Origin of the sequence: Candidatus Poriferisodalis sp. (assembly GCF_965205175.1) — a bacterium.
Classification (GTDB): domain Bacteria; phylum Actinomycetota; class Acidimicrobiia; order Acidimicrobiales; family Poriferisodalaceae; genus Poriferisodalis.
The window spans coordinates 1689508-1706901 of sequence record NZ_OZ242038.1; the positions used below are offsets into that span (position 1 = coordinate 1689508).

The 17394-nt window shown below is 65.6% G+C and carries 15 protein-coding genes and 1 pseudogene; 12 read left to right on the plus strand and 4 right to left on the minus strand.

The genetic code is table 11. The features are described 5' to 3' along the window. Positions 1-91 precede the first annotated feature (91 nt). The 7 genes from ACOGI4_RS07465 (at position 92) to trpB (ending at position 8403) form a co-directional block, all read left to right on the plus strand. Entirely contained in the window at positions 92-1711 is a 1620-nt protein-coding gene (locus ACOGI4_RS07465; protein WP_419841055.1) for an AMP-binding protein, read from the plus strand. Positions 1712-2002: 291 nt separating this feature from the next. Continuing rightward, entirely contained in the window at positions 2003-2299 is a 297-nt protein-coding gene (locus tag ACOGI4_RS07470; RefSeq protein WP_419843106.1) for a GroES family chaperonin, read from the plus strand. Between the two features lie 135 nt (positions 2300-2434). Beyond that, complete coding sequence (locus tag ACOGI4_RS07475) at positions 2435-4621, plus strand: anthranilate synthase component I (RefSeq protein WP_419841056.1); 2187 nt, start codon at positions 2435-2437, stop codon at positions 4619-4621. Beyond that, entirely contained in the window at positions 4618-5808 is a 1191-nt protein-coding gene (locus tag ACOGI4_RS07480; RefSeq protein ID WP_419841057.1) for a YgfZ/GcvT domain-containing protein, read from the plus strand. Before ACOGI4_RS07475 ends, ACOGI4_RS07480 begins: the two co-directional genes overlap by 4 nt. A 208-nt stretch (positions 5809-6016) precedes the next feature. Beyond that, positions 6017-6331 carry a putative quinol monooxygenase gene (locus ACOGI4_RS07485; protein ID WP_419841058.1) on the plus strand — a complete coding sequence of 105 codons (315 nt, stop codon included), beginning with the start codon at positions 6017-6019 and terminating at the stop codon, positions 6329-6331. A 22-nt stretch (positions 6332-6353) separates the two neighbouring features. Then, positions 6354-7043: a phosphoribosylanthranilate isomerase gene (locus tag ACOGI4_RS07490; protein WP_419841059.1), complete on the plus strand. Its 690-nt coding sequence runs from the start codon at positions 6354-6356 to the stop codon at positions 7041-7043. Between the two features lie 184 nt (positions 7044-7227). Then, positions 7228-8403 (plus strand): tryptophan synthase subunit beta, encoded by a 1176-nt coding sequence (gene trpB / locus ACOGI4_RS07495; protein ID WP_419843107.1) that lies wholly within the window; start codon positions 7228-7230, stop codon positions 8401-8403. Positions 8404-8589: 186 nt separating this feature from the next. On the opposite strand, the gene ACOGI4_RS07500 is transcribed toward trpB, so the two are convergent. Together ACOGI4_RS07500 and ACOGI4_RS07505 are read right to left on the minus strand one after the other, a co-directional pair. Then, positions 8590-9498 (minus strand): hypothetical protein, encoded by a 909-nt coding sequence (locus tag ACOGI4_RS07500; protein WP_419843145.1) that lies wholly within the window; start codon positions 9496-9498, stop codon positions 8590-8592. A gap of 147 nt (positions 9499-9645) precedes the next feature. Continuing rightward, a pseudogene (locus ACOGI4_RS07505) lies at positions 9646-10674 on the minus strand (DEAD/DEAH box helicase); the annotation flags it as partial. Between the two features lie 169 nt (positions 10675-10843). Here ACOGI4_RS07505 and trpA point away from each other — a divergent pair. Genes trpA through ACOGI4_RS07520 form a run of 3 tightly spaced genes read left to right on the plus strand, consistent with a single transcriptional unit; the run spans position 10844 to position 12402 of the window. Continuing rightward, positions 10844-11617 carry a tryptophan synthase subunit alpha gene (trpA, locus tag ACOGI4_RS07510; RefSeq protein WP_419841060.1) on the plus strand — a complete coding sequence of 258 codons (774 nt, stop codon included), beginning with the start codon at positions 10844-10846 and terminating at the stop codon, positions 11615-11617. Between the two features lie 57 nt (positions 11618-11674). Further along, positions 11675-12025, plus strand: coding sequence for a hypothetical protein (locus ACOGI4_RS07515; protein WP_419841061.1), 351 nt, complete (start codon positions 11675-11677; stop codon positions 12023-12025). Next, positions 12022-12402 carry a c-type cytochrome gene (locus ACOGI4_RS07520; RefSeq protein ID WP_419841062.1) on the plus strand — a complete coding sequence of 127 codons (381 nt, stop codon included), beginning with the start codon at positions 12022-12024 and terminating at the stop codon, positions 12400-12402. Before ACOGI4_RS07515 ends, ACOGI4_RS07520 begins: the two co-directional genes overlap by 4 nt. A gap of 134 nt (positions 12403-12536) precedes the next feature. Here ACOGI4_RS07520 and ACOGI4_RS07525 read toward each other — a convergent pair whose 3' ends face one another. Continuing rightward, positions 12537-12890 (minus strand): hypothetical protein, encoded by a 354-nt coding sequence (locus tag ACOGI4_RS07525; RefSeq protein ID WP_419841063.1) that lies wholly within the window; start codon positions 12888-12890, stop codon positions 12537-12539. A 230-nt stretch (positions 12891-13120) separates the two neighbouring features. Then, positions 13121-14707: an HNH endonuclease gene (locus ACOGI4_RS07530; RefSeq protein ID WP_419841064.1), complete on the minus strand. Its 1587-nt coding sequence runs from the start codon at positions 14705-14707 to the stop codon at positions 13121-13123. Between the two features lie 531 nt (positions 14708-15238). Here ACOGI4_RS07530 and fabZ point away from each other — a divergent pair. Further along, positions 15239-15694: a 3-hydroxyacyl-ACP dehydratase FabZ gene (fabZ, locus tag ACOGI4_RS07535; RefSeq protein WP_419841065.1), complete on the plus strand. Its 456-nt coding sequence runs from the start codon at positions 15239-15241 to the stop codon at positions 15692-15694. A gap of 367 nt (positions 15695-16061) precedes the next feature. After that, positions 16062-17363, plus strand: a complete 1302-nt coding sequence (locus ACOGI4_RS07540; protein ID WP_419841066.1) for a Fic family protein — start codon at positions 16062-16064, stop codon at positions 17361-17363. Positions 17364-17394 lie beyond the last annotated feature (31 nt).

Genomic DNA, 17394 nt, shown 5'->3' on the forward strand with positions numbered 1-17394 from the left:
GCAGCGGTCCGAGGAGTGCGTCGGGCGAGTCAGGCGACACCAGAACGGGTCGAGTCGCGTCGAAGCGGATGCACGCCGTAGCTTCAGGCCCATGACCTATCCCGGCGCGTACTCGACGAGCGATCCTGATCGGCCCGCGGTGATCATGGCCCGCGACGGAAGCGTTCGCACGTTCGGCGAACTGGAGCAGCGCAGCTGTCAGTTCGCTCAGCTGATGTGGGCGGCAGGCCTGCGACCGGGCGACCACGTGGCCATCTTCGCCGACAACAACATCGGCTACTTCGACGCCTACTGGGCAGCGATGCGCAGCGGGCTCTACTTCACCACGGTCAACCGCTACCTAACGGCCGAGGAAGCGGCATACATCGTGAACGACTGCGGCGCACAGGTGCTGCTCGCGTCGCCGGCAGTAGCGGATGTCGCTGCGGAGATGCTGCCGCTCATCGGCGACTGCGGCATCCGGCTGATGCTCGACGGGGTGTCCTCTGGGCTGGCTGGCGCCGGGACATCCGCTGACGGTGCCTCGGTCGGGACCGGCGGGACCTTCGACGGGTTCGATTCGTTCGAGGACGCGATCGCCGCCCACCCCGCCGAGCCGCTGGCGGAGCAGCCTCGCGGCTCGGCCATGCTCTACAGCTCCGGCACCACCGGTCGGCCCAAGGGCATCAAGCGGCCGTTGGACGGCACCTCCATCACCGATCCGGATCTCATCGGTTCCGGACTGCTCGGAGGAGTCTTCGGCTTCAGCGAAGGCACCCGCTATCTCTCGCCGGCGCCGCTGTATCACTCTGCGCCGCTGTCGTTCTCGACCGGGACGCAGTCGGTCGGCGGCACGGCGGTGGTCATGGACCGCTTCGATGCCGCCGAGGCGCTGTCGTACATCGAGCGCTACCGCATTACGCACAGCCAATGGGTGCCGACGATGTTCAGCCGAATGCTGAAACTGCCCGAGTCCGAGCGCACCAGGCACGACCTCTCCAGCCATCAGGTCGCCGTGCATGCGGCGGCGCCGTGCCCGGTGGAGGTGAAGCACCAGATGATCTCGTGGTGGGGCCCGATCCTGCATGAGTACTACGCCGGGACCGAGCTCAACGGCTTCTGCTACGTCAACTCCCAAGAGTGGCTCGAGCGGCCTGGCACCGTGGGCAAACCGCTCATCGGCGTCATCCACATCTGCGATGACGAGGGCCGCGAACTGCCCGTCGGAGAAGCGGGCACGATCTACTTCGAGCGCGAGGTTCCCGCCTTCGAGTACCACAACGATCCGGCGAAGACCGCCGATTCCCGCCACGCAGCACATGGGCTGTGGTCGACGCTGGGCGATGTCGGGCGGGTCGACGACGGTGGCTACCTCTTCCTCACGGACCGCAAGGCATTCATGATCATCTCGGGCGGGGTGAACATCTATCCCCAAGAGATCGAGGACTGCCTGGTGCTGCATCCCAAGGTGGCCGACGCAGCCGTGTTCGGGGTTCCCAACGAGGACTTCGGCGAAGAGGTGAAGGCAGTCGTGCAGCCAGTGGCGGGGGTAGCAGCGGGCGATGCCCTGACGACCGAGCTGTTGGGGTACTGCCGCGAGCATCTGGCCGGATACAAGGTGCCGCGCACGATCGACTTTCGCGACGAGCTGCCTCGGCTTCCCACCGGCAAGCTGTACAAGCGGATCCTGCGGGACGAGTACTGGGGCGACCGCCCGTCTCGCATCGTGTGAAGGCGCATTGGGCCAGTCACCGGCATCGGCGCGCCAACCGTGGTGTCGAGCGGTACCGTGCGGGCAGTGAGCGCTCCTGAGACGAACCGCGGGCACGCGGTGCGTGCCGCAGCCAACGCTGCGGCTACCGCGACCGAAGATGCCGCGGCTCCTGCCGCAAGCCGGCCTGTGCGCAGCTACGACGATCCGGCGCAGGCGAGGTCATCCGAGCCAAGGCCAGCCGAGCCAAGCTCAGTCGAGCCGAAGCCGGCCGCGCCGCCGGACACTGACGGCGAGCGACGGCCCATCAAGATGTTGCACGACCGGCTGCTCGTGCGGCTTCCGACTGACGGCTCGGAACGGCGCTCGAGCGGCGGAATCCTGATCCCAGCCACTGCGCAGCAGAGCAAGCGCCTTGTGTGGGGACACGTCGTCGGTGCAGGCCCCAACGTCCGAAGCGCCCAAGAGGGCGATCGGGTGCTGTTCAGCCCCGAGGACCGACACGAAGTCGAGGTTCACGGCGATGACTTCTTGATCCTGCGGGAACGGGACGTACACGCCATCGCAGCGCCGCGCATCGAGCCCGGCAGCACCGGCCTGTACCTGTGATGCGCCGGTGACCGCGTTGGCCGAGACGGTGCCGATGGTGCTTGGGTTGCCCGCAACTGCCCTGCCAGTGATGCCCGACCGTTGACACAGCAGTCCTGACCCAGACCCCTGATACGACCCCCTGATACGACGACCGTGGCCGTCACCTCACCGCAGCATCGATCCGACGGGGGCGTCACCATCTCGCACGCCGCCGTCATGGTGGACGGCGCTGCCGAGATCGACGCGCTCGTCGACCGGCTCGACGCAGCGCGCGGCGTGTTGCTGTCGTCGAGCTATGAGTATCCCGGCCGCTACACCCGCTGGGACATGGGCTTCACCGACCCGCCGTTGGTCATCACCAGCCGGGCCCAAGCGGTGCGGGTGCAGGCGCTGAACGAGCGCGGTGCCGTCCTGCTTGAACCGGTGCATGACGCGCTTGACGCGCTGGGCGCCGAAGCAGGTATCGCGGACCTTCGCCACGAGGCCGGCGACGGTGCCGGCTCGGTGGCCTGCACCATCGAGCGCCCCGCTCAACGCTTCGCCGAGGAGGAGCGGAGCCGCCAGCCGTCTACGTTCACCGTGGTCCGGGCGCTCGTCGACCTGTTCGCCTGCGACGATCCGCACCTGGGCCTCTACGGGGCGTTTGGGTACGACCTCGCATTCCAGTTCGAGCCGATCCGGCTGACGCTGCCGCGCCCCGCTCATCAGCGCGATGTGGTGCTCTATCTCCCCGATGACCTGCTGATCGTGGATCATCAGAGCGGCATCGCACAGCGTCACCGCTACGAATTCGCAGTGGACGGGCGCAGCACTGCCGGCTTGTCCGGCGGCGGAGATCGCGTGCCATTCGAACCCGACCTCGAACGGGAAGTACGTCGGGACCATGAGCCCGGCGGCTATGCGGCGGGGGTGCGGGCCGCGCACGAGTACTTCGCCAGGGGAGACCTGTTCGAGGCGGTGACCAGCCAGACGTTCAGCGAGCCGTGCGCTGAACCGCCCTCGGAACTGTTCAGACGCCTCAAGCAGCAGAATCCATCTCCCTACGGCTTCCTCATCAATCTCGGCGCGGGGGAGTGGCTGGTCGGCGCGTCGCCGGAGATGTACGTGCGGGTGGAGGGCGATCGGGTCGAGACGTGTCCGATCTCGGGCACGATCGCTCGGGGTCAGGACCCCATCGACGATGCCTCGCAGATCCTGGCCTTGCTCAATTCGTCCAAGGACGAGTCCGAGCTGACCATGTGTACCGACGTGGACCGCAACGACAAGAGCCGCATCTGCGTTCCGGGCACGGTGAGGGTGATCGGCCGTCGCCAGATCGAGATGTACTCGCGGCTCATTCACACGGTCGACCATGTCGAGGGCCGCCTGCGACCGGGGTTCGACGCGCTCGATGCGTTCTTGTCCCATACCTGGGCGGTGACGGTGACCGGTGCGCCCAAGACCGCGGCCATGATGTTCCTGGAGCAGCACGAGCGGACGGCGCGTGCGTGGTACGGCGGCGCTGTCGGCAAGGTCGGCTTCGACGGCAGTCTGAACACCGGACTCACCCTGCGCACCATCCGTGTCGTCGACGGGCATGCCGAGGTCCGCGTGGGCGCAACCTTGCTGTGGGATTCGGACCCCGAGCAGGAAGAAGCCGAGACGGAGCTGAAGGCATCTGCATTCCTCGACGCCATCCGCCGACCGCGCTCGGCGCCGGACACCGGTGCGGTCTCCGTCCGATCCAGCCGTCGGCGGGTGTTGTTGGTGGATCACTTGGACTCGTTCGTCCACACGCTGGCCAACTACCTGCGCCAGACCGCCGCCACGGTGGTGACGCGCCGCGCCGGCTTCTCCGCCCAGGAGATCGACGCCGGCGAGTTCGACCTCGTCGTGCTCTCTCCGGGTCCGGGCCGACCGGCAGACTTCGGCATCGATGCCGTCGTGGAAGCCACGCTGGCCGCTGGGCTGCCGCTGTTCGGCGTCTGTTTGGGGCTGCAGGGCATCGTGGAGCACTTCGGTGGCGCTCTGGGACAGCTGGCAACGCCGATGCACGGCAAGCCGTCAGCCATCCGTGTGCTGGGCGGGCGTTTGCTGGACGGACTGCCCAGAGAGTTCCGCGCAGGCCGTTACCACTCGCTGTACGCCCGCCGCTCGGCGGTGCCGGATTCGCTGGAAGTGACCGCAGTCAGCCTCGACGACGACATCGTCATGGCCGTCGAGCATCGTGTGCTGCCGGTCGCTGCGGTGCAGTTCCACCCGGAGTCGATCATGTCGCTCGACGACGGCGTCGGATTGACGCTGGTGCACAACGCTGTCGAGCGACTGGTGCCTGGCTGGAGAGCGAGGAGCAGCAGATGAGCGATGTGACTGCGTTGGATCGGGTGGTCACTGCGACATGTCCGCGTGACGTCGTCGTGATCAGCGGGCCAGACGCCGAGGCGTACCTGCAAGGACAGGTCTCCGCTGATGTGGCCGCGTTGGCGCAGGGCGAGAGCGCGCTGTCGTTCCTGCTGACGCCTCGTGGGCGCATCGAGGCCGCCTTTGCCATCACCCGTGTCGCTGCCGACACATTCTTTGCCGACACCGATGTCGGCTACGGCGAGGCCATATCGAGTTCGCTGGAGCGTTTCAAGCTGAGGATGAAGGTGGCGATCGCTCCGCAGCAGCGCACGATGCACGCCGTGCGAGGAGCGATGCCGAGCGCGGCCTCGGTGCCCGGTTCGATCCTTGGTTCGAGCGCCACATCAATGCCCAGCGCGGCGGCTGGCGTACTGACAAGCGGGATGACAAGCGGGATGACAAGCGCAATGACAAGCGGGACGACAAGCACAGTGCTCAGCGCCGAGGCTGATGCGCGTGGGGACGAGGCCGGTGACGGGGCAGGAGACGCTGCCGGCGACGATGCGGCAGACCGTTTGGGTCACGGCGCGGGTCGTGGCGCGGGTGACCACGCCGGACACGGTTCAGACAACGACGCTGGAGCAGTCCTGGTGCGCGCGGCGCACTGGCCTGGTGCAGGCGGCCATGACGTGTTGGTGCGCCCCGGCAGTGGCTCTGACAGTGGTGCTGTCGGCGTGCCGGCCGAGGCCGAGCGCCTCTCGGCGGACGAGTTCGACGCGCTGCGCATGGCCTTCGGACTGCCGGCCATGGGTATCGAGATTCAGCCGGGCGACATCCCGAACGAGACCGGTCTCGTAGAACGCGCCGCATCTTTCACGAAGGGCTGCTACCGAGGTCAGGAGCTGGTGGAACGCATCGATTCGCGCGCCGGCGGGCGCCGCACCATTCGCCGACTTCGGACCTCACGCGCCGTCTCGCCCGGCGACCGGCTGGTTGGCCGTGACGGCAGCACCGGCGGCAGCAGTGACGGCAGCACCGGCGGCAGCAGTGACGGGAGCACTGGCGGCGCCACCAGCATCGGCACGGTGTTGAGCGCTCGAACGCTGGCCGACGAATTCGTCGGTTTCGCCAAGGTGCAGCGAGACGCAGCCAGCGAAGTGTGGACCGAATCCGGTTCGGCGGTCTCGCTGTTCGATCTGTGGTGAGCGAGCCCGGGGGCGTGCGGTGCCTTGCGGGTTGAGGCCGTCGCGCTGCTCGCCGGAGTTACGCTCACCACTCAAGGCCAGTCCGACACCAGTCTGTTCGAGATCAGTCTGTTCGAGATCAGTCTGTTCGAGATCAGTCTGTTCGAGACCAGCCTGCTCGAGACCAGTCCGTTACTGACGAGTTCACAGAACCGCAAGGGAGACCAACATGGCAAAGACAGCGCTCTTGGCCAAGCTGACCGCCAAGGAAGGCATGCGCGATCAGCTGCTCGACGTGATCGCAGACATCGGGATGCGCAATGTGGCCGGCGAGCCGGGCACCGAGGTGTACGCCGCCCACAAGGACAGCAACGACGCCGACGTAGTGTGGTTCTACGAGCTATACAGCGACCAGGCAGCGTTGGAGGCGCACGGCGGTTCCGAGCAGATGAAGGAGTTCGGCAAGGCGACCCGTGAGTTCACGGCGACTCGCCCCGAGCTGTTCTTCCTGGAGCCCGCTGTGGCAAAGGGCCTCGATTTCTGAGGGCACCGCCTCACCTAGAGCTATGTTCGTCAAGGTCTGTGGCGTCACGAACGAAGAGGACGCACTTGTCGCGGTCGGCATGGGCGCTGACGCTGTGGGCTTCAACTTCGTGTCCGGGTCGCCGCGGCAGATCTCGCCGAGGCTGGCACGCGACATCGTTCGACGGCTGCCTGGCGGGATCGTCACGGTGGGTGTCTTCCGCAACGAACTGCCTGAGCGGGTGGTGCAGATCATGGACGGTGCCGGGTTGCGCCTCGCCCAGCTGCACGGCAACGAGCCGGCTGCGGACTGCCGCTGGGTCGCGGAGCGGGTGCCTGGGCTCATCAAGGCATTCGTGGCCGGCGATCCCCATGTCGAGCGAGTGCGCGACTACGGCGCCTCGGTGCTCTTGCTGGACGGCCCGTCGCCTGGCGGCGGTCGAGTCTTCGACTGGCGACAGCTGGACGGCAGGGATCGCGGCATGAGGTTGCTGCTCGCGGGTGGGCTGCGGGCTTCGAACGTGGCACAGGCCATCGAGTTGGTGCGGCCGTGGGGTGTCGATGTGGCAACGGGCGTGGAGTCTCAGCCTGGGCACAAGGACGTGCTCGCGCTGCGCGAGTTCATTGCGGCGGCGAAAGAGGCTGGGGCGCTGTATGAGGGCACGGGCCAGTCCGGGGGAGCGACGGTGACGGCACCTGCGCCCGGGGCACCCTACGACTGGCGCGACGACTGAGCTGGCCGATTGAGCAGGACGATTGCGCAGGACGACTGAGCAAGCGACTGTGCAGGACTACCGAGCAAAGGGCGAGATGGCAGCAGCATCGTTGAACGACAATTTTGACCGCGTGAACTTTGGCCGCGAGAACGCTGACCGCGAGAACTCTGGCCATGACGACTCGCAGCGTCCTCGGTCGGTCATGGGCGAGCCGACGCCCGATGGCCGTTTCGGTGACTTCGGCGGCCGATTCGTGCCTGAGACGCTGGTGGCGGCGTGCGAGGAGCTGGAGGCAGCGTTTCGGGAGGCGTGGGCCGACCCGGCATTCGTTGCCGAGTTCGAGACCACGCTACGCGACTACGGGGGCCGACCCTCGCCGCTGACCGAGTGCCGCAACCTGTCGCGCCGGCTCGGTGTGCGCCTGCTGGTCAAGCGTGAGGACCTCAACCACACCGGCTCGCACAAGATCAACAACGTCATCGGCCAGGCGCTGCTCGCCCAGCGCATGGGCAAGCGGCGGCTGGTGGCCGAGACGGGTGCCGGCCAGCACGGTGTGGCGACGGCCACCGCTGCAGCGCTGCTGGGGATGGACTGCAAGGTGTACATGGGCGCGGTGGACGTGGACCGGCAGGCGCTGAACGTGTTTCGCATGCAGCTGCTCGGTGCGGAGGTGGAATCGGTCACTTCCGGCAGCCGCACGCTGAAGGACGCCGTCAACGAGGCGCTGCGCGACTGGGTGGCGACGGTTGGCGACACGCATTACTGCTTGGGCTCGGTGATGGGGCCGCATCCGTACCCGTGGATGGTGCGCACGTTCCACCACATCCTCGGTGACGAGGCTGCCGCGCAGTGCAAGGACCTGACCGGCGGTGCGCCGGATGTGGTGGTGGCGTGCGTCGGCGGAGGCAGCAACGCTGCTGGGATCTTCTCGGGCTTCGCCGACGGCGAGGCTCGGCTGGTGGGCGTGGAGCCTGCGGGAGGCGCCGCGGTCGGGCGGGGTGTGCACGGTGTGGTACACGGCATGGTCAGCTACCTGATGCAGGACGAAGTCGGCCAGGTGCTTGAGGCCGAGTCCATCTCTGCCGGGCTGGACTATCCCGGCGTGGGGCCGGAGCACGCCTACCTCGCAGCTATCGGCCGTGCGGAGTACCCGAGCGTGACCGACGACGAGGTGGTTGCGGCGTTCACGCTGATGAGTCGGGCCGAGGGCATCATCCCCGCGTTGGAGTGTGCGCATGCGCTGGCTTGGATCGTGCGCGAGGCACCGAGCCTGCAGGGTCAGATTGTGCTGATGAATCTCTCCGGCCGCGGCGACAAGGACGTCGACCAGATGATGAGCCTGCTCGGTGCCGATGCCGGCGCCGCCCCAGTTGCCTGAGCGCGTATGCCGCGAACGGCTCAGCCGACCGATGAGCTATCGGCGTTCGTGGTTCTGAGGCTCTCAAACCGAATGTTGGAATCTGCCAGCGTTCCTACGGTTACCCATTCACCCGACCTTCGGCGCTGACGAATGAGTCTGCCCTGCTTGGTCACCACGGTAGTTTCCTTGCCTGACGGCGACCGCTCACCGCATGTGCTGCTCGGTCAGCGGTCCAAGTCGAAGCCACTTATCGGAATGCGGCGGTTTGTGAACGATCTCACCGTTCTGGGTCACGACGAGATACTCCGGGCCGTTCGCTGTGTTGATGCTTACCCGCGGGTTGCCTTTCTGTGAGAGTTTCCACACGCCAATCTTCTCGCCAGCGCTGTAGGCGATAACCCGCTCACCGCCTGTGATGCGCTCGATCAGTTGATCCCGTAGTTCCCACCGAGATTTGTCGCCAGCGGAAGGAACAACAGGATCAAGAGTCCGTCGGGCCTGCGGCTCCCTTGATGTTGGTCTTGATGTTGGCATGCGAAAACTGGTAACTGCCGAAGCCGCTGCTTGCTTTGGCGTAGTCCGCATCTCGTTGTGTGTCAGCGGGCCGAGGTCTTGCCACTCATGAGTCCCCTGTACCTTCAGGAGTTGATTCCCTTTCTTGGTGACCACGAGCGTTCCCCAGCCTTGCTCGGTGCGTATGTGTACTGTCGGAGTTCCCGATTTTGACAAGTGCCATCGCGCAACTTGGTGGTCTTCATTCACATACGTTACCCGTTCACCATTATTCAACCAGTCCGCCAGTTGATTTCGCAGCTTCTTCTGTGGTGACAGGACCGAAGAACCGCTAGATTGTTGATCATGCTGTCGTGCATTCGTTGAGGTTACCGCGACAAATGTCTTTTTCCCATCGATTTTGCAGTCGAAGCATTCATCTTCGCGGCGCTTGCGATGATCCCCGCTAAGTCTACGTAATATTGAATCCGATTTTGCAAACTTATTCAGACGGCGTGTCCTGCCACAAGACCTGCATTGCTTCCGTTGCCAATGGTTACATTTTGGACAGCGATTGCAGCCAACTGGAAACCGTGCACTACAAAGGCTGATGCAGTTCACGTGCCAAGCCTTTTCGGTAGACGTTAGTCTTTCTTGTCTGCGACGAGGAAGGAGTGACCAAGCACGCGGTTGACACGGCAACCCGTGCGTCTTGGTATTCCTAGCTGCGTCTAGTATCAGAACTGGACCGGGAGGCCTCAGTGTTCTTCCAATCATCTGCAGATGCAATACGAGACTCGTTGTCGGCCTCAAGATCACGGCGACATCCACATTGGGAACGTCCAGACCTTCCGTGAACACCTCACACGATACGACATGCCTTAACTTTCCGTGTTGCAGCATGCCGATGGCCTTCTGCCGTTCCCGTATTGGTGTGTCCGCTGTGACAGCCGTTGCTGGCTCGCCTGCTGTCATCAGGCGTGACGCTAAATCCTCTGCGGCAGCTACAGAAGCACAGTACCAGAGTGTCCGTGTATGGTTCGGATCTCGCCCAGCACTCGTGGCTGCGACACGGTGCCAGTCTGCGGCCGAATGCAGGCGCAAGAGTCGTCGCTGCTCCGCTGCGACCGAAGATACCGTGTAATCGCCGAGTTGGCTAACCTGTAGCCGGTTACGGTCAAAACTGATTCCAGCCGGGTACACCACCTCTGCGCGCGCCAAGGCCGGTTCGTGACCGCATTGCAGATCGGCGATTTCAGGCCCTTGTACCAACGCTTGATAGAGGTGATCGAATCCTTCTGTATCACTCATCCGCCACGGCGTCGCCGTAATGCCGAGCACTCGGCTAGGCCACGCTTCAATCTTGGACTTCCATGTTTTGGCTACAGAATGGTGTGCCTCGTCGACGATCATCACACCGGCCCGCGTGCCTCGCGATATCGGTGGCAGTGTCTTCGCAGCGGTTGAGCAGATCGTGACTGTGCCGGATTGGCATCGGCGGGTGGCTGTCGGGAGCAACGATGCGTCGAAGGTTCTGAGGCCATTACGCTGTAGTGATGCTGATGTCTGCTGGCGTAGGATGTCACGATGGGTGAGCCAGATGTGCGCCGCATACGGGTCGTTTCGCTGTGCGTTGGCCAATAGCTCGCCGGCTACGACGGTCTTGCCTGCACCGGTGGGCAGTTGCATCATCACTCGTCGAGCGCCTGCGTTGAAAGCGGCTTCCACGTCGGCGAGCAACTGCGCTTGGTAGGGGCGTAGCTGGAATCGTGTTGATGGCTCGTACCGTGCGCGCATCGTGCAAGTAGCTTGCACGATGTGATTGGGCGCCGCAACTGCGCGTTGCTGAACCCTCGGGCCGTGCCGTCGAGGAACGCGACCGAATGATGAACGTGCCCGGCATGCACACCTGCGCGGATGTCTGCACGACCGCTGAGGGCGACCTGGCACGACGTGGCGGGCAGCCGTGAACGGCGCGCTCGAAGCTCGGCTGCGCGAGCGGCGTGGCGCTGGGGCGAAGCTGCTGGTGCCCTACGTCACCGGCGGCTACGCGGGCTGGGAGCGTGCCGTGGAAGCGGCCGCGGCGGCTGGCGCGGACGCCATCGAGATCGGTATTCCGTTCTCGGATCCCGTGATGGACGGGCCGGTCATCCAGCGGGCTTCGACTGCCGCTTTGGAGCAGGGTGCGACGCCGGCGTCTGTGCTGGAGCAAGCACGAGGCCTCGATTCGGGCGTGCCTCACGCCGTGATGACCTACTACAACCTCTGTCACCGCCAAGGCCACGAGCGGTTCGCTGCGGCACTGGCGGACGCCGGCGTCTCGGGTGCGATCCTGCCTGATCTGCCGTTCGTGGAGGCGGGTCCGTGGCTCGAGGTGGCGGCTGCCGCAGGCGTCGAGGCAGTGCTGTTGGCTGCTCCCACCACGCCAGAGCATCGGCTGGCGTCTTTGTGTGAGGCGTCGCGCGGCTTCGTGTATGCGATTGGGCTGCTCGGCGTGACCGGAGAGCGCTCGTCGCTCGCCAGCACGGCAACGGAGCTGGCTGCGCGCTGCGTGGCGCTCACCGACCGACCGGTGCTGACGGGCGTGGGCATCGGTTCGCCGTCGCACGCTGTGGAAGCGTGTGCAGTAGCCGATGGCGTGGTCATCGGCTCCGCTGTCGTCCGGACCTTGATGTCCGCTGGGCCTGAAGCGGTGGGCGAGCTCGTGGCCGCGTACCGGACGGCGCTGGATCGCGGCTGACCGGTGAGTTCAGTCGATCCTGGCCATGCAGCTCAGACGCGCTCGGATACTGCTCGGATGCGGTTCGATCCGGACTGTGAGCTGTGCGAGGCGGCGCGCTTCACCCACTGGTACTTCGAGGACGAGCTGTGCTGGGTTGCCGACTGCGAAATCTGCGCCACGCCCATGGTGGTCTGGAAGCGGCACGGCACGCAGCCGTCGCACGACGAGGCGGCTGCGATGCTGGCTCGGCTGGTCGAGGCGGGCGAGCAGCGATTCGGACCCGCAGGCGGAACCGTGGATCGGGTCATGCGCCAGATACCCGATCACTTCCACGCCCACTACCGCGATGCCGGCTGGGTGTCGCGTCGCTGGCACGAGCCGCCGAGCCGCTACACCGGCGTCGGTACCGAGCGGGTGACCGCGTGAGCCAATGCTCCGATGTGAAGCGCCGTGCTCGGGCTGCGCTTGCGCTGGTGCTCGGCGCAGCATTCGGCGTCGCAGGCTGTGGTGCCGGCGATGCGTCTGAAGCCGATCTAGCGCGCTTGCAGGATGCCTATGCGCAAGCCGATGTGGGACTCGGCAGCGAGGTTTTCGCCGACAGCTGCTCGGTCTGTCACGGCAGCGACGGCAGCGGTGGTGTGGGGGCAGCGCTCGAAGGTGTCAGCGAGCGGTTGAGCGTCAGCGATCATCTGTCGGTGGTGTGGAGCGGGCGAGGAACGATGCCACCGTTCGGCGGCCTGCTCACCGATGCCGAGATCGCCAGCGTCGTGGCCTACCAGCGCAGCACCTTCGGTAGTGACTGACCCTCGGGTTCCGACCGCCGCAGCTCCGCTCTCGTGCATCTCGTGCCGTACGATAGACCCACGACTACGGTTGCCATAGCGAGTTGAGGGCAACGGAAGCCGGACAACATGTGGGCTATCACCAGCCTTTTCTGTCAGACTTCTTCTTCGGTTTGGTGAATTGGGGGCATCAGCGGTCCATGAAACTGCACACAGTAGTTGCCAATCATAGTCATCATCGACGACTGATACTCTTCTCTGAGTAGAGGATCGGTGAAACTGCCCTTCATCAGGAGTACCGTGACTGCCGCAAAGAAATCAAAGATGGTGTCAATGCCGTGCCGAGTATCCATAAGTGGCGACAATGATTGGTAGATGACATTCGTGATGCACTCCTCAGACAGAACTTCGTTCTCTTTGCAGAGCAGAATTGCATCTAATGCGCTTGCAAAATCCTCACGAATGATCCGAGCTTCAAGCGGCTCATCCTCACTCTCATTCCCTTCCATAATGTCAGCGCCCCTTTCTGTCTTCTATGCTTCGCAGCGTGCTTCGCTGCGTGCGGGCCGACATATCTAGCTCAACATTGAGCTTGATCGCTCGCTGGACTCTCACGACCATGCGTGCTCGTACGTGAGGTTTAGAGCACGCCAAAGTGTCCAACATTCGCCGTCGAACCAATCAACCATCAACTCAGCTAATTCGTCCATTTCCTTGCTGGTCCATCAGCCGTTTCGGTTCATTCGGGCGGCGCTCTGTTCGCAGTGTCCGCGGCAGCGCTGGCATCTGCTGCGGGGCATTCGGGTTGTTCGGGTGGTTGGCGCGGCGGACGCGCAGCTGGGGATGCCCCGCCAGTCGGCGCGCTGTTTCGCTGTGGTTGGGCTGCTTTGCTTGTCGCTGGGGGCAGCGATGCTGTGGGCTCTCGGTCTGTCGTCGGTGTTGGTGCTGGTCGGCGCCGGCGGCGGCTGGCATCGGCTGCGGGCGGCTCGGATGGCTGGGCCGGCTGCGGGTCGGTTCGCGGCTGTTTCGTTGATAGTCGCTGGGCCGGCTGCGGGTCGGCTGCGGGCTGCTGGGTGTCGGGTGATGTTGGTGATGCCCGGTTGGTCGGTAGTGCTGTGGCTGCCGGTCGCGTCTTGTCGGGTGGCTGGAGTCGGTAGCGGCCGGTGTCGGGGCTGCGTTCGACGGTGAAGCCATCGTGATGAATCTTGTTGTGATGGCAGTAGTGGCACACTGACACGAGGTTGTCGAGGTCGGTGTTGCCACCGTGTTGCCATTCGACGATGTGATGCGCGCGGCACAGCTCGGGTGCTGCTCCGCAGCCGACGCAGCCGTGGTCGCGTACTGCCAAGGCGCTGCGCTGCAGTTCGGTCGCGGCCCGTCGGCGTCTGCCCATGCGCAGCTCGCCGGTGGCTGTGCTGAAGATAGCGGGCAAGATCCCTGCGTTGACGGCGATCTTGGCGATCTCGCTGATCGGGACGGGCGTGCCGTTCGCAAGACGCGCATTCGCGATGTGCTGGTTGAGGGTGTCGTAGTCCGCGATGAGCACCAGCGATGTGCCCGCAGGCCGCGCCGTGTCCGGTTCGCAGATCAGCTTGGCGACAGCGTCAGCGGTGCGCTGCGCCGGTGTGCGTCGCGCATGGGGATCCTCATTGCGGAACAGGCGCCCGGTCGCGGCGTCGACGGCTGCGGCGATGCGGGCGCCGACAATCGGGTCGAACTGGCCGTTGACCACCGTCATGCCGGTCTCGCGGTTGGTGAACACCCGCGCGCAACGCTGACTGCGCTGCCGCTCCAGCAGCGACGCGCCGTCGTCGCCGCTGCGAACAGCGACATGGCGGGCCACGGTGCGACGGAACTCGTCATGACCCTGCACCCTCGCACGCTCCACCAGGAACTGCTCGTTAACCGGAACCTCACCCGCAGCGTCAGCGATCAGTCGTGCGTGCCCGGCCGGAACTGCGCCCGACACCAGCGCGTCACGGGTCGTGGCCAGCCCGCCGAGCGCGACTGCGGTCTTGACGTCGCTGCGAGCTGCGCGGCCCGACACCGACAGCACGTTCACCGCAGTGTGCGCAGCAGCGGCCTCGCCGTCGCGGCGGATGATCTCGCGCAGCGCAGCAGCCTCGACCGCGGCAAGCTGCGACCGGGCGCGTCCGACCTGCGCCAGCCGCGCCTGCAGCCCCGCATCACACAGTCCAGACACCTCGACACCCAGCCACGCATCCGGCAGCACATCAGCCGTATCGGATGCCACAACTCCTGCCGCGCGGTCGCCGCCAGGGTGCCTGTTGCCGCCACGGGCCCCGACGTCGTCACCGATAGCCATGGAAGCAACCGTAGGCAGGGGGTGTGACACGTTCGTCGGAGCATGGCCCTCGGTTGGCCTGCCCAGAGGTTCGGCGCGGCTCGGCTCATTCGGTTGCGCAGCGTGGCCCCCGCTTCGCATGCCGGCAGCGCGGTCGTCGCTGCGGACGTCGTCGATCTCCATGAGCCCGAAGGTAGGGAAGGGGTGTGACACGATCGCAGGCGTGTCGCCGTCGGCTGGTCCGCGCAGCAGCCCGGTCTCGCCCAAGTTGCTCGGTCTGCGCGGCCAACACCTCGAACGCAGCTGCGCTGGTGGCGGCGCAGTCCGCGCACGCGTCACGGCCTCACACGGACCGCAGCAGCACAGCTCATCTGGGCGGCGCAGTCCGCGCACGCGTTACAGGCGGTGCCTACAGTGACGGCCGCCGGCAGCGGAGGCTGCCATGGAGGGAGGCCTGCCGCCTGTGCCGGTTGATGTGTTGCATGATCGCGCCACGCTGCTGGCGGTCTGCGAGGAACGGGTGCCGTGGACGTAGGGCCGAGCGGAGTTGTGTTGCCGCGGCCGTCTGAGTTGTTGCCGCATCGGGCGCCGTTTCTGCTGGTCGACGAGATCGCGGAGCTGGACCCCGGCGAGCGCTGCGTTGCGCTGTGGCATCTGAGCGGCGAGGAGGATTTCTTCGCTGGCCACTTCCCCGGCAGGCCGACGCTGCCGGGCGTGTTGATGGTCGAAGCGCTGGCGCAGACGGCCGGTCTCGCTGCGGCCTCGGCGTCGTCGCTCGAAGGCAAGCTGGCGCTGTTCGGCGGCATCGACAAGGCGCGCTTTCGCCGCCAAGTCATCCCGGGCGACACGCTGCGCCTGGAGTCCACCATCGACCGCCTCTCGACCAGAGCAGGCCGAGCCGCCGGTACAGCCACGGTTGATGGCCAGGTGGCCTGTGAGGCCTCGATGATGTTCCTCATCGCCGACGCTGACGCTGACACCGAGACCGACACTGAGGCCCGAGCCTGAGCCTGTTCGCTATTGGTAGTGACCCGGGCGACGCACCCGCTTCAGCGTTGCTTGGGCTTTGGCGGCTGTCCACACGGCGAGCGAACCTTCGCTGGTCACGCCAACGGCTGATTCGCCTGCGGCGCACAGCACGCGAGCGATGCCAGCGGACCGGTTGGGAGCTGGGGTCGGCCCTTCACCTGCTGAGCTGACCGCGAGAACGGCACTCGCAGGCTGGCTGTGAGCTGGTGTCGGCCTACGTCTACGAGGCGGCTGGGTCGACGCGCCGCAGGCAGCGTGGGTTCGCGCATTAGGTGGGATTATCTCGTCATATTACGACAATTAATAATTGTCGTAATATGACGATAAGATTGATAGCTTGAATGGTGTGATCTACGAAGCGCCACCGACCACCGCCGCCGACACGGCGGTCATCGGCGAGATAGAGCAGCTGCGCGAGCAGCTTCGGCCGTACTTGCGCATGCGACGGCGCTGGTACGGCACCCTCAGACGAACGCAGTTCGCGCGCGCCGTGCAGGGCTCGAACTCCATCGAGGGCTACCACGCCAGCGTCGAGGATGCTGCTGCGGTCATCGACCAAGGTGAGCTGTCGGCCGACCTGCCGGGCGACACGATCCGCGCAATCTCCGGCTACCGCGATGCGATGACGTACGCGCTGCAACTGGCTGCCGGGGTGTCGCCACCCGACCGCGCTCATGGCGCAGTCGCCCGAGCCCCGGGCGAGCATGGGCCAAACCAGCCTCGGATCCGCCCCGCGCCCGACCCGCCACTTGAGCCGCAGCACCCAGCGGCACCCAGGCCATTCCAACCACCGCTCGACCTGTCCACCCTGAGGTCGCTGCACTTCATGATGATCAAGCACGACATCGCCCGCAACCCTGGCCAGCTGCGACCGGGTGCGATCTGGGTTGCCGATGCCGACGGCGAGTCCGTCTACGACGCTCCCGATCGCCACGTCCTCGAACCGCTGCTCGACGACTTCTTCGAGCAGTGCAGCCGCCTCGCCAACGACGCCGAAGTGCCCGCGATGGTCGCCGCGGCGATGGCGCACCTCAACTTGGTGCTGATCCACCCGTTCAGCGACGGCAACGGCCGGATGGCGCGCTGCGTGCAAACCCTCGTCCTCGCCGCCGCAGCAAGCCGAAACGGCGACCCGCTGGCGTCGGAGTTCCTCAGCATCGAGGAATACCTCGGACGCAACACGCTGCAGTACTACGCAGCCCTGAACGCTGTTACCGGCGGCCGCTGGTCACCGCAGCACAGTGCGCGCTCATGGATTCAGTTCTGCTTGACGGCGCACTTTCGCCAAGCCCGCACCGTGCTTCAGCGCATTCGAGACTTCGAGAGCCTGTGGGACGCGTGCAGTCAGCTCGCCCAGCAGCGCAGCGTGCCCGAGCGAGCAGTCGGCACCTTGTGCGATGCCGCCCGCGGGTGGATGGTGCGAAGAGCGCTGTATCTCGTGCGAACCGAAACAGCCGACGGTGAGCCGATCAGCACCGGCATGGCATCCCGCGATCTACAGGCCATGACCAAGGCGGGCCTGCTTATGCCAGCCGGCGAGAAGCGGGGTCGTCGCTACCGACCGTCAGCCGAGCTCACAGACATCTGGCAGCAGATTCGCAGCAACCGCCCCCCGCTGAACGCCGCGGACCCGTATGCGGATCGGTAGCCGTTGCGCGCAGGCTCCGTGCGCAACGCGG